9 protein-coding genes are annotated in these 12,650 nt (G+C 61.9%); 3 read left to right on the top strand and 6 right to left on the bottom strand.

Going from position 1 to position 12,650, the window contains the following annotated elements; genetic code table 11:
• Positions 1-46: 46 nt before the first annotated feature.
• Complete coding sequence (locus tag IPM16_22550; GenBank protein MBK9125887.1) at positions 47-1,510, top strand: SUMF1/EgtB/PvdO family nonheme iron enzyme; 1,464 nt, start codon at positions 47-49, stop codon at positions 1,508-1,510.
• A 285-nt stretch (positions 1,511-1,795) separates the two neighbouring features.
• Here IPM16_22550 and IPM16_22545 read toward each other — a convergent pair whose 3' ends face one another.
• Entirely contained in the window at positions 1,796-2,938 is a 1,143-nt protein-coding gene (locus tag IPM16_22545; protein ID MBK9125886.1) for a hypothetical protein, read from the bottom strand.
• 3 nt (positions 2,939-2,941) lie between these two features.
• Positions 2,942-3,805 (bottom strand): serine/threonine protein kinase, encoded by an 864-nt coding sequence (locus tag IPM16_22540; protein ID MBK9125885.1) that lies wholly within the window; start codon positions 3,803-3,805, stop codon positions 2,942-2,944.
• A 708-nt stretch (positions 3,806-4,513) separates the two neighbouring features.
• Here IPM16_22540 and IPM16_22535 point away from each other — a divergent pair.
• Positions 4,514-5,413: a carbohydrate kinase family protein gene (locus tag IPM16_22535; protein MBK9125884.1), complete on the top strand. Its 900-nt coding sequence runs from the start codon at positions 4,514-4,516 to the stop codon at positions 5,411-5,413.
• Here the strand turns inward: IPM16_22535 and IPM16_22530 are convergent.
• The gene (locus IPM16_22530; protein MBK9125883.1) at positions 5,410-6,891 is read right to left on the bottom strand and encodes an SUMF1/EgtB/PvdO family nonheme iron enzyme; all 1,482 of its coding nucleotides are present in this window, start codon (positions 6,889-6,891) and stop codon (positions 5,410-5,412) included. The two genes, IPM16_22535 and IPM16_22530, sit on opposite strands and share 4 nt — an antisense overlap.
• A gap of 152 nt (positions 6,892-7,043) precedes the next feature.
• Between IPM16_22530 and IPM16_22525 the strand changes: the two genes are divergently transcribed.
• Positions 7,044-9,113 carry a CSLREA domain-containing protein gene (locus tag IPM16_22525; GenBank protein MBK9125882.1) on the top strand — a complete coding sequence of 690 codons (2,070 nt, stop codon included), beginning with the start codon at positions 7,044-7,046 and terminating at the stop codon, positions 9,111-9,113.
• Positions 9,114-9,221: 108 nt separating this feature from the next.
• Here the strand turns inward: IPM16_22525 and IPM16_22520 are convergent, their stop codons facing one another.
• From IPM16_22520 to IPM16_22510, 3 genes are all read right to left on the bottom strand, one after another.
• Positions 9,222-10,085: a hypothetical protein gene (locus tag IPM16_22520; GenBank protein ID MBK9125881.1), complete on the bottom strand. Its 864-nt coding sequence runs from the start codon at positions 10,083-10,085 to the stop codon at positions 9,222-9,224.
• Positions 10,086-10,201: 116 nt separating this feature from the next.
• Positions 10,202-10,843, bottom strand: coding sequence for a histidine phosphatase family protein (locus IPM16_22515; protein MBK9125880.1), 642 nt, complete (start codon positions 10,841-10,843; stop codon positions 10,202-10,204).
• A gap of 373 nt (positions 10,844-11,216) precedes the next feature.
• Positions 11,217-12,542 carry a M20/M25/M40 family metallo-hydrolase gene (locus tag IPM16_22510; protein MBK9125879.1) on the bottom strand — a complete coding sequence of 442 codons (1,326 nt, stop codon included), beginning with the start codon at positions 12,540-12,542 and terminating at the stop codon, positions 11,217-11,219.
• Positions 12,543-12,650: the final 108 nt, after the last annotated feature.

Here is a 12,650-nt window from a genome sequence, read left to right as displayed (position 1 = left end):
TTACCCTAACCGCCGTGTTTGTTAACCCATTGGAGACCCCACGGGTATGTCACGCTATCAATACTCAGGGCGGCGGCGCGGCGGCGGCGCGTGGCAGTGGACGATCATCGGCCTCGTGCTCGGGTTCGGCTGCGCGGTCGTGCTTGTGCTGGCCGGCCTGACGCTGGGCGTGCTGGCGCTCGATTTCAGCGGTCAGGCGGTTGCGGCGCGCCCGTCGCAGACTCCGTTCATCATCACGGCCTCGCCCGACCCCAACGCCCAAGCCGCAGTGCCAAGCCAGACGCCGTTCATCATCACCGCCACGCCGGACATCAGCTCGATCGCGACGCTGCCGTCGGGCGTGCTGTTCCCGACCGATACGCTCGCGCCGGTCGCCACCGATACGTTAGCCCCCGCCCCGACGACGCAGGCCTCGCCCGAAACGCAGCAGTCGACCGGCGGGACGACCGACCCCGCCGCGACCAGCGCGCCGTTGGAAGGCGGTGTGCCGCCGCAGTTGGCCGCCGTCGCTTCGCAGCTTGTGCCCGTCGAAGGCGGTACGTTCACGATGGGGACGTTCCCGGCCGAAGTGGCGCAAGCGGTGCGCGAGTGCGGCGATCAGGGCGGCGCATGCCAGACCAGCGACGCCGACGACTCGCTGCCGGCGCACGACGTCACCGTCGACAGCTTCCTGATCGAAGCGACCGAGGTGAGCTACGCGCAGTACGTCGCATTCCTCAATTACCTGCGCTCGCAGGGCCGCGATCATCGCAACGGGTGCGGCACGACCGTCCCGCAGCGCTGCACCGACACACAGGAAGAGAACGCCAACACGTACATCACGTCCGATCCGGCCAACTACTTCCTCAGCATCGACCTGATCGCCAATACGCCGGTCGTGTACGTGACATGGTACGGCGCGGATTCCTACTGCCGCGCCTTGGGCCGCCGTCTGCCGACCGAGGCCGAGTGGGAACGCGCCGCGCGCGGCGTCAGCAATACGCTGTACCCGTGGGGCAACGAGTGGAACCCGGACAACGCCAACACGTCCGGCTCGACGGATGCGCCCAACGTGCCGGTCGACGTGCAGTCGTATCCGGGCGGACGCAGTGCCTTCGGCGTATACAATATGGCCGGCAACGCCGCCGAGTGGGTGTCCGACTGGTATTCGCCGACGTACTACGGGCAGTCGGGCGGCACGTCCAACCCGACCGGTCCGCTGACCGGTGTCGAGCGCGTGCTGCGCGGCGGATCGTTCGCGTTCCGGCCGTTCTTCGCCCGCGCCGTGCACCGCCTGAACCGCGCGCCGGATCAGAAGCTGGCGTACTCGGGCTTCCGCTGTGCGGCCGACGCCAACGGCGCCAGCCTTGACAGCGTTGGCTTTGGCGCGGCGGTCACCACGCAGCCCAATCCGGTTGCGACCGTTCAGCCGTTCCAGCCGGTCGGCACGGTCGATCCGGCCAGCTTGGGCAGCATCGGCGACACCACCACCGGCGCTCAGCCCACGCTTGCGGTGACGGCGCAGCCGTAGGGGCAGGAGTCAGGAATCAGGAGTCAGGTTTAAGGGAAGGGCGGCCGGATTGGTCGCCCTTTTGCGTTGCCCCTCACCCCAACCCCTCTCCCTCGCAAGCGGGGAGAGGGGCTTATACGGGTGGCTGCATGGGTGTGCAGCGACGGGGAGAAGCAGGCACAGAGATAAGTATTTGGAACTCCATTCACCTGGATCGAGGTAGATCGATCTTGCCCGAAGAACCCGATTAATGTGATTTTCGGTCAGGCGTTCAACTCAATCACAGCGCAGAGCATTTCTTTATGGTCACCATGGTGTCCTGTATTCTAGGACGGAGCGAAGCCAAGGCCTAATCCACCCTCCGTTGTTTCCCCGCTCTTCCAAGATGACCTGTTCCTCTTCCACACGCCCCCACATGTTATCGGCGGATTTTAGCAATGTCGTGGCGTCCGTTTCCCCGCTGCTAAGTCTTCTCTCGATATCCGCAAACCAGTACAGATACTGCCGCCACCCATGGCCTACCCAAGCTTGGCCTTCAGCTATCCTGTTCTTGATTTCCTCATAATACGGATTTCTGAGACTCGCGTCAGAAAGCGCGAAGGTAGTGCGGAGGATATCCGATTCACGCAAGAACGCGAGAAGGGACTCTTCAAAGAAATACGCAACCTGTCCACTACCCTGATCTGCGTCAGCTGCCCAACGACCCTCATTGAAGCGACGCGTGTTCCAGAACTTACCTGTCGCACAAGACGTGGCTCCTGCTGCTTTCCACAATATCAACTCGCTGCTACAAAACCCGACTAGAGTATCGACCCCATTGGTCTGAAGACTGTCAATGAGGAGCATCGCACCTTTTAGTTCTTCTGTAGATGTCAATTCTCGTCGCGGATTAGCCGCCGATGACCCAAAGACTAGGTACACCCGATCAGCCCGCGACGCAGTGATGATAGAGCTTATTGATTTCACATGGCTGAAATCTGTGAGGTCACCAAGAGCAACTACTACGGTCTGAAGTACACTCACCTCAAAACCTTTTGTAGCGCGAATAAGCATTTCAGCAATCTCGTTTCCGAGACCGAAATACTCATCGGTATAACGCCGTGGCACAATCGCCGGTGTGCAGACCGCATGCGGTTCAAGTGACGTCACGGTCTGCGCCAAGGTATCTATGAGCGATGACCAACCTGAAGGCGCAGTATAATCTGTTGTTTCAAATTCGTTCGGGAAATACGACCAACTTCTCAGCTTCTCCTTTGGCGTTCTGGGATAATAGAGTTGGGGGTCGAAGATTAGCTCAAATCCCTCGCGCTTACGATTCTGCTTGATGAATGTCTCAATCTGGCTCCTAGAGTAATTCACAGGACTCAGTATGGCGCCACCGAAACTTGCCAGCTCAGTTGCGTCAACAAGGTTATCGGATTGATGTCCCATCTGGTGATATGCAACCATAAGTCATCTCGCCTTTTGCTGTTTCAGCCAAGCGATCGAAAGGTCAGCGGCCCTGCGGAACCTATCTGCGGGATAAGGCGAAACCATCTTGGCCAAAGCGTCTAGACCAGTCCTCTGTGTCCAGTCCATAAACGTCTGACTTGGCCCGCGTCTTTGGGACACTAGGTCAACAACTGCTGACATGCTAGTGTCTCCCGCTTCGCCGTAAGGATGTACACCAGTGGCGCACATGGTGAGTGTTACACCTAGCCCAAACTGATCTGATCTCCAATCAAGCATATGCTTTTCGTTATTGAGCTGTTCCGGGGAGGCATAATACGGTGTTCCAGGCCCGCGATTGTACCAGGTGTGAGTCAGTGACGTCGCGCTGAGGTCGCGCACGAGACCGAAATCAGTTATGACTGGAGATTGACCATCTGAGCCGAACAGAATATTGTCTGGTTTGAGATCGCGATGAACCAGATTGTGTGAGGCAATATGTCCTAGTGCATCAATTAACGGAACACCAATCTCTATAAGTTCATTAACTGAGAGATAGGCCTTCGCAATCCTGTCTGTCAGCCGGCCACCATCTATGAAGTCTTCAAGTAGATACGAGTATAACCTGCCATACTGTGAGACTTGGCCGATCTTTGTGCACTTAGCGATGTTCGGATGATCACAGCGCTGCATTGCTTCAACTTCCCGCTCTTCCCGTTCCGAGCGAGCCTCATTCATGTAGACTTTCAATGCGAAGTGCTCACCACGCGAGGAATATACTGAATAAGTCTCCTTAAAGGCGCCCTTTGCTATATACTTGTCAAGTCTGAGCCCGAGTTGCTCGCAAACGATTTGGGCAACGCCCCGAAGTTCATGTTGTGCTTCCATTCCCAATCGTTTCCTCTAGTAGTAGTGAGACCACCTTTTGAGTGAGCCGGGGCTGAATTGGAACACCATAGGTTGCCTCAATCAAGCACTCAAGCTCATTTCGCGAATTAATATAACACAATCCGACGGAATGCATGGCAAAATAGTGCTGATAGTCAAATATCCTTTTGGCAACACCCTTGGGGACTACTACAAAGGAATAGTGTGCAAAGCAAGTGTTTCTGTAGGCCTGATGCAACGCAATCTTCCATCGAGAGAGTTTCGCTTCGAATGCCAATACATGCCCGTCCATGTTAAGTGCGACAACATCGGTCTTCCCACGAACATAGTTGAACTCATCTAGCACAGATACACACTTCCATGTTGGTGAATTGGCGCGATCCAGTGCTTCTACTAGCGCTGACTGCAGGTCTGACTCATAGCGATACTCGAGAGAATCCGTGAACATATATTGCTCGCTTATCTACGGTTGACACGTCATATGTATCATTCAATCAATTGTAAACGTTTGATCAGATTCAAGCATAAAGAATGGCGAGTCGCTCCATCAAATGCCCAGTCGACACACAACACAGAATCAACACTTGAACAGCAGACTCATCCCGAAAAAGACATCGAATTGACTGCGATACTACCGTCAGCTATAGCACATGTCCAAATACTCGAATCACTTCAATACAACTAGCTAGAGGCATCGTGAGTCAACTTATCGGATCCCACATCCCCCTCGCCGGCCTGATCAACATCGAGACGACGCTGCGGGTCGAGCGGTTCCCGGTCGAGTACGCCCCGGCGCGCTACCCGTTCTTCGGCGTCGGCAGCAGCGTCTCCGGCGTGGGCTACAACGTCGCTAAGGCGCTCACCACGCTCGGGCATCCGGTCACGTTCCTCGCGCTGATCGGGCGGGACGCCGCCGGCGAACTCGTGCGCGGGGCGCTGGCGCAGGCTGGCATCGACGGGGCGCACGTCCGCGCCGACCTCGACGCCACGCCACAGTCGGTCATCCTCTACGACTCCGAGGGCAAGCGCTCGATCTTCGTCGATCTGAAAGACATTCAGGAGCGCGCGTATCCGGCAGAACCGGCGGCGTCGGCGCTGACGGGCGCGGGGCTGGCCGTGCTGTGCAACGTCAACTTCACGCGGCCGATGCTGGCGCAGGCGCGGGCGCTCGGCGTGCCGGTCGCCACCGACGTGCACGCCATCGGCGACCTCGACGACGCCTACAACCGCGACTACATGGCCGCCGCGTCGGTCCTGTTCCAAAGCCACGAGAATCTGCCGTGTTCGCCGGGGGCATGGATCGAACGGCTGTGGGCGCATTATCGCACGCCGCTGGCGGTCGTCGGCATGGGGGCGGACGGCGCGCTGCTCGGCGTGCTGGAGTCTCGGCAGATCGCGCACGTGCCGGCGGTGACGACCCGCCCGGTGGTCAACACCATCGGCGCCGGGGATGCGCTGTTCTCGGCGTTCATACACGGCGTGGTCAGGGGGAGCGATCCGCTCACGGCGCTGCGCAAGGCGGTGGTGTTCGCGTCGTACAAGATCGGCGTGGCCGGGGCCGCGGACGGCTTTCTCGACGCGCCGGCGCTGGACAGGCTGTGCGGCTAGAAGTCGCGCACGCAGCGGAAGCCGACCGTATTCTCATAGCTGAACGGGTCCTCGCCGTAGCGGATCGCCGCACGCAAATCCTCCGGCGAGCCGTCCTGCCACGACCCGCCGCGTTTCGTTCGCGAACCGTGCGGATCGTCGTCCGAATCGGTTTCCCGGCCATCGTCGCGGTCGTACGGATACTCCCAATGCAGGGTATACGTCCACTCCCATACGTTTCCCGCCATGTCGAGCGCCCCGACCCACGACGCGCCTTCTGGCCGGGTCCCGACCGGCGCCGTGCGGTCGCCGGACGTCTCGGCAAAGATGACCAGCTCCGGGACGAACTCGTTACCCCACGGGAACACCCAGCTTTCCGGCCCGCGCGCGGCGTATTCCCACTCGGCCTCGGTGGGCAGGCGTGCATCGCGCATCTCGCAGAACTCGACCGCCTCATACCACGAAATCTGTTCGACCGGGCGTATCTCGCCGCCGAAGGCAGGCGGTTCTTCCTGTTCGCCACCCCACGCACCGAATTGCTCCTGCGTCACCTCCGTGACGTCAATCCAGAACGGGGTATCGAAGCACACCGGCGTGATGGGGACTTCGTCCTCATAGAAACCTTCCATGCCCATCTCGAAGCATCCCACCGGCACAAGCGCCATCGGCACGCCGTCGATCTCGCGGATGATCGGCTCCCACTCGCGATTGCGTGCCACGCCGGCGAACGTCATCTCCGGGAATTCGCCGGGGTGTTCGGGCTGCGGCTCACCGCCGGCCAGTCCGAGCGACGCCAGCAGGTCCGGGTTCTGCCTGACCGTCTCGACGGCGACGACCAGCACGATCACGGCGAGGAACGCGAACATCAGCCAGCCACCCCGGCGTGACGCTTCAACCGGGTGCGGTTCAGCGCGCGCTTGTTCCGGCGGCGCTGGCTCGACGGCGACCTGCGCGTGCGTCCCGGTGCGTTTGGCCTCGAGTTGGGGCGTCTCGACGTCCTGCGTGTCGGTCGGGCGCGGCGGTTCGTCAGGGATGTCTGGCTTGGGGGTGGCGTGGTCCCACAGCGGCGGTGGCGGTTCGGTATGTGCGGCGGCGTTCGCCAGCGCGAGGTTCACGGCGGCGGCAAGGCGCGCCACGGACGGCCCGTGCATGATGCCCTGCTTCATGTCCACGTACTGCAAGTCGGCCAGCTCGTCGGACAGCCGCGTGCGGTCGCGCACTTGCACGGTCAGGACGATCTTCTGCAGGCGGCGCGCTTCCTCAAATTCCGCCTGACAATACGGCGACGTCACCGACTCGTTGGAGAGCAGGTAGATGAACACGTCCGCCGCGGCGATCTGCCTGAGGATCTCCTGCCACCATACCTGCGTGCCGGTCAGGTATCGGTCGTACCACACGTAATGAGTCGGTGCTGGAGCAAGGTCGTTCTGCAGGAGCGAGACAAACTCTTTCGTGAACGTCTCGTCCACCCGGCTGTAGCTCACAAAGAACTGTGCCATGCCGCACCACCCGTGAGTCATCGTCCGTTGTTTCCAGTATACTCGTCTTCGGCGAGTCGGGCGGGCGTTCGCCTACTTACGGCAGGCGCTAGCGCGGAAATGGAAATGCGCTTATTGTGTCCATAGCACCTGATCACGTAAGGGGTTTTGTTATGCGTTCCGCCATCCTCGTCTGGCTGCTGCTTCTCTCGCTGGTCGTACCCGTGGCCGGACAATCGCCGCGCGTGGTGTTCGTGGTCGATTCGACCAAGGACAAAGCGGACGACAATCCCGGCGACGGCACCTGTGCCGACTCGAAAGGCCGGTGTACCCTACGCGCCGCCATCATGGAGGCCAACGCGCTGGCCGGTGACGATCAGATCACGCTGCCGGCCGGCACGTATCTGCTGACCAAGGATGCGTCTGACGAAACCGGCGGCGATCTCGACATCACCGACGGCGTGACCATCACCGGCGACGACCCGGCGACGACGATCATCGACGCCAGCGGATTAACGACGCCCGATCGCGCCGTCCACATCGACGCGGCCTTGGCCGTGTCGCTCGTCAACCTGACGATCACCGGCGGCAACGTCGTTGACAACGGCGGCGGCATCCTCACCGAGAGCGTGACCTCCCTCACGAGCGTCGTTCTGACGGGAAACACGGCCGGCGAAGGGGGCGGCGTCAAGTGCATTTCGTGCGGCGGTCTCACGCTGCAAGGCGTGCGCCTGTACAAGAACACGGTGACCGGCGGCGGCGGCGGGTTATACGTCGAAAGCAGCTTGCTGTTCGCAGATACGGTCGTTATTGCGGACAACACGTCCGAGGGCTCCAGCGGAGGCGCGTCGCTGTTCGGCGTACAAGCCAACATCAACCGGCTCACCCTCGACGGCAATACGGCTGTGTTCGACGGGGGCGGCCTCCGCGCCGATACCACGCTAATGACCGCAACCGACCTGCTCGTCACCGGAAACACATCGCAAAATCACGCGGGCGGAATTGAACTGTACAACTCGGACGTCCAGATCGTCGATGCGCTGTTTACCCACAATACGACGGCCATCAACGGCGGCTCGATCTACGTGGGCAGCAGTTCAGTCAGCTTGGCCCGGGTGAGCATTTTGGACAGCGTAGCCGCGAACGGCGGCGGTTTGCATGCCAGCTTCAGCGATGTCGCCGTCATCAACTCGACCATCGCGCGCAACTCGGCCACCGCCGGCGGCGCGATCTTTATCCAAAACCCGCCCACTGAGACGAAGTCGTTTGGGCTCCTGAACAGCACAATCTATTCGAACACGATCACAGGCGGCGCAGTGGACGAAGCGGGCGGCATCGACGCCGAGTTCCTGCGCGACGGCACGCTCACGCTGTATAACACGATCCTTGCCGGCAACGGATCGCGCGAGTGCATCGGCACGCTGACCAGCATGGGCGGCAACCTGCTGCCGACCTCCGACGCGACGTGCACGTTTGCCGCGCAGCTTAGCGACACCACCGGCGTGACCGATCCCCAGCTCAACCCGGTGATCCTCGACGCCCCGACCGGTCTCGCTGCGATCTATGCACCGCAGCCCGCCGGTGCGGCCAGCAACGCCGGAGACAATGCGACCTGCCTGAATATCGATCAACGCCAGCTTGCCCGTCCGAACAACGGAGCGAATCCGTGCGATGTCGGCGCTGTCGAAGGGATGGCCGTCACACCGCTAGTCAACGGCAGCATGGAGGACGGCGATGACGACGGCGTGCCGGATGGGTGGACGGGAAGCGACCTAAGCGGCGACAAGGTCAAATGCAACAAAGTTGACAAGACCTTCGCGGTGCTCGACGCATGCGCGATGCGGTTCAAGGATTCTACCGGCAAGCTCAAGCAGACGGTCACGCTGCCCGTCGCATATACGGGCGCGCTGGAGTTCGGCGCGCTGATCGACACCGGCTCGACTCTCGTCTCCAAGCCGGTCAAGATTACGGCCAAAGATGCCGCCGGCGACACGTTGTTCAAAGCACACCTTGAGCCGGAAAGCCCGACCTACGGCTATGAGGTGATCAAGGCGACCACGTCGATTGGCACCGACATCAGCGAGATCAAGGTGATCGTCAAGTACGGCGAAGACAGCGGCAAGATGTACGTCGACGCGGTATGGGTCTGGCCAGCGCTCGGCCCGGTGCCGCGCGCCACGATGGAACGTGGCGCGATCCTGCCGCCGCCCGCCGCACCCGATGGCTTCCGCGGGAACAACTAGATCATCGAGGCGGGGCGTGCTGCGTGCCGGTGCGCCCCGTTCGGAACTTGCGTATTCACCCTGCGGAGGATCGTGGCGTTCACGATCCTCCGCATGTGTCGAGTTGGCCTAGCCGCGGCGCAGCTCGAACTTGATCGTCTCGCTGCACTTCACGGTCTCGTTGCCGAAGTGGAAACGCGTCTCACCCGCGAGCAAATCCGGGGAGATCGCCGTCACGTGATAGGAGAAGTTGCGCCCGTCGGGCTGCGTAGCCGCCGCGGTGTAACGGTTGTCGCCCGTCAGCACGAAGTCGATAGAGCCGTTCTCGTCCACCGAATACTCGACCCACTCGCCCGTCATGGTGAATGAGCGCTGGTTCGAGGCGAACGCGAGGTTTACGTCCCACGAGAGCTTGTCCATGATCTCGAGCGTCTGATCCTCGAACGTCGAAGTCACGAACGCAGGCGTGACGCACGAGTAGATGAACTTCTCTGCGAAGTAGATGCGCCATGCGCCGCCAGCGACCGTCGTCGTCACTTCGGCGTTTGCCGCCGCCGCACTGTTCAGAATGGGAATGAGCGGCGGGGCAATGGCTGCCGCCACCGCCTCGCAGTCGCCGCTCTGGTCAGCATCATCCGCCGCAATCCAGAGCTCGGCCGCGCTGGTGCCGGGATCGACCGCCTCCTTGTCCAGTTTGAACCAGACGGATCCATCCTCTAGGGTCGTCGCGCCGACGACTGCGAATTCCTCGCCGACCCGCAGGAACAGAATGGCCGTACGGTTCTCGCCGGGGCCGACGCGCACCGTGACGGAGCGCGCCGTGTCGGTGCTGACGAAGCACGTCAGTTCGCGCGGCTCGGATGTGGCTGTAGCCGTTGTCTCAGGTGCGGTGGTTGTGGGTTCGGGTGTTGCGGTGGTCTCTTGCGCGGCAGTTGACACGGCAAGACCGAGGATTGCGAGGAAAACGACAGCCAAGACTCTGAATCTGGACATGCCCCAAACTCCTCGAGAATAAGTATTACCCGAGCGATCCTGCCATTGTACATTCGAACTGAGTTTACGGCGCAACTAATATGGGGTCGGGCGTGTTGACCGCGTCGTACTCCGTACTAATCCGCGGCGGCTTGGAGGTGCGCCGCATCGGCAAGCTGCACCATTTCGAGGTACGCGCCCACCTGCCGGAAGATGGTGACGCTGGTGTTCTCGATCCACTGTAAGTCCATCGGATGTGCAACGACCTGCGGGAAGTGGTGATGCAGGATACCACGCACGCTCATACCGTGCGCGCCGACCAGAATGTGCGTCCCACGGCCGTCGTCGAGCAGGCGCTGGACGGCGCCCGCCGCGCGCTCTGCCATCTGCCCGCGCGACTCTCCGCCCGGGAACACGAAGCCGAACCAGTCGGTGTTCATGCCGGTCACTGCGTCGGGATACTGCGCGCGAATTTCGTCCCACGTCAGTCCCTCGAAGACGCCGGCGTTGAATTCGCGCAGGTTCGGATCGGTCTCGACCTCGATCGGCCTGCCGCCAAGCGCAATCTTGACCGTCTCAACGGCCCGGATGCTGTCGCTGCTCACAGCACGGTCGAACGGGATGTCACGCAGGGCGCCGGCCAACAGCCGCGCCTGCTCGCGCCCGATGTCGTTCAACGGGATGTCGGTGTGGCCCTGCCACCGGAACTGGGCGTTCCAGTCGGTTTGGCCGTGGCGGACAAGGTAGAACGTACGCGTGGCGGGCGGCATTTCGATCATGAGCAGTCTATCCTCTCGATGCTGGATAGCATTGTTGCAACCAAGACCGCCTTGCTGCAAGACCCAGTCCGGTTAAGGCGTAACGAGCCTCGCATCCCCGCAAACGGCATACCGGGCGGCCCGCTGGGTCGCCCCTACCGGCGGCATCGACGTGGATTTCCCGGACGCGGCGGTGCCGTGTCCATTCGCACAGTATGCGGCGCACGTGAAAGCCCCTCGCCCTGAGGGAGAGGGGTTTGGGATGCGGTTTCGGAGGTAGGGATTTAGGGGTGCGGTCAGGCAGCAATGCAAAAGGGCGACCCGCTGGGTCGCCCCTACGACCCATCTCTGTGTGATCGGTGCCTGTACTTCCTCATCACCCAGCACTTTTTCCTCACCCCACGATGCGCTTGACGGCCTCGTTTATCGCGTTGGCGCCGAACGTCACCGCGCCGACCGGGATGCGCTCATCGGCGGCGTGGATAGTGGCCGAGAAGTTGAAATCGGCCGGCAGGTTCATGGGCAGAAAGCCGTAGGTCTGGATGCCGAGCTGGGCCAGAATGCGCCCGTCGGTCGCGCCGCTGACCATGTACGGCACCGGCACCGCGCCGGGTTCAGCGTCGCGCAGCACCTGCGCCAGCGTCTCGAAGTGCGTCAGGTCGGGGTCGCCCAGCACGGTCGACGGTTCGGACATATCCGGCACCAGTTCGACCGTATCGTCGCCGATCAGCGCGCGTACCTCGGCCTCGAACGTCTCCGGCGACACGCCGGGCAGCACGCGCCCATCCATCCGCAGCGTGATCTCCGACGGGATCACGTTGATCTTGCTTCCGCCGCTGACGATGGTCGGATTCACGGTGTTGTGCAGCATCGAGTCGAGCACGCGGCTGATGCGCGGGTCGAGCTGATCGAGCAGTGCGTCGGTGCGTACCGGGTCAAGCAAGCCGCGCAGCGCACCGCCCATCGGCTCGCCGACGTGCGCCGCCATTGCCTCGATCATCGCCTGAACGACCGGCGTGATGTGCACCGGCAGGCGCGCGCCGTCCATACGGCTGAGGATGCGCCCGAGCTTGCTCATGGCCGTGCCGAGGTACCGCTGCGCGCCATGCCCGCCCGGGCCGCGGATCGTCGCGCGCAAGGTGTGGACGTAGCGCTCGGTCAGCATGATCGGGTAGAAGCGGTGCCCACCAAAGTCCATCGGGAACGCGCCGAACTCGCTCAGGCAGTAGGCCGCATCACCGATCAGCTCGGGATGCTCGCGCACGAGGAACTTGGCGCCCGCTTCACCACCGACCTCTTCGTCCGACGCGAGGCACAGGATCAGGTCGCCGCGCAGGTCGCGCTGTTCGGCGTGGGCGCGCAGAAAGGCCGCGATCATCATTGCATCGCCGCCCTTCATGTCCAGCGCGCCACGGCCCCAGATGTACCCGTCGTGAACTTCGGCGGCGAACGGCGGATGTGTCCACGTCTGCCCCTCGGTCGTCACGACGTCGACGTGCCCGTAGAGCAGCAGCGGCGGCGCCTCGCCCCGGCCTTTCAGCCGCGCGACGAGGTTGGCGCGCCCCGGCGTCTTGCTGACGATGGTCGACTCGACACCGTTGGCTTGAAGCAAATCGGCGACCCATTCGATCAACGCCGCCTCGTTGCCGGGCGGATTGGTCGTGTCGAAGCGGATCAGGTGCTGCAGCAGTTCTTCCGGGCGCGTGTAGAGGTCGTTCATGGTGGCTCTTTCTTAAGAGATCAAATGCATACGCGGAGGCTTCGCCTCCGCACCTCCACAAGGGGTTTGCACCCCTTGACCCCGTTACTGCGAATTCGGCATGCCGGC

The sequence above is a fragment of the Candidatus Flexicrinis affinis genome (genome assembly GCA_016716525.1).
GTDB lineage: Bacteria > Chloroflexota > Anaerolineae > Aggregatilineales > Phototrophicaceae > Flexicrinis > Flexicrinis affinis.
The sequence above is the reverse complement of the archived record's forward strand: the minus strand, read 5'-3'. Positions and strand labels throughout refer to the sequence as shown.

Excerpts from the sequence above, each read along its gene's own strand:
- IPM16_22550 (MBK9125887.1), top strand. The coding sequence starts at position 47 with ATGTCACGCTATCAATACTCAGGGCGGCGGCGCGGCGGCGGCGCGTGG.
- IPM16_22545 (MBK9125886.1), bottom strand. The coding sequence starts at position 2,938 with ATGGTTGCATATCACCAGATGGGACATCAATCCGATAACCTTGTTGAC.
- IPM16_22540 (MBK9125885.1), bottom strand. The coding sequence starts at position 3,805 with ATGGAAGCACAACATGAACTTCGGGGCGTTGCCCAAATCGTTTGCGAG.
- IPM16_22530 (MBK9125883.1), bottom strand. The coding sequence starts at position 6,891 with ATGGCACAGTTCTTTGTGAGCTACAGCCGGGTGGACGAGACGTTCACG.
- IPM16_22525 (MBK9125882.1), top strand. The coding sequence starts at position 7,044 with ATGCGTTCCGCCATCCTCGTCTGGCTGCTGCTTCTCTCGCTGGTCGTA.
- IPM16_22520 (MBK9125881.1), bottom strand. The coding sequence starts at position 10,085 with ATGTCCAGATTCAGAGTCTTGGCTGTCGTTTTCCTCGCAATCCTCGGT.
- IPM16_22515 (MBK9125880.1), bottom strand. The coding sequence starts at position 10,843 with ATGATCGAAATGCCGCCCGCCACGCGTACGTTCTACCTTGTCCGCCAC.
- IPM16_22510 (MBK9125879.1), bottom strand. The coding sequence starts at position 12,542 with ATGAACGACCTCTACACGCGCCCGGAAGAACTGCTGCAGCACCTGATC.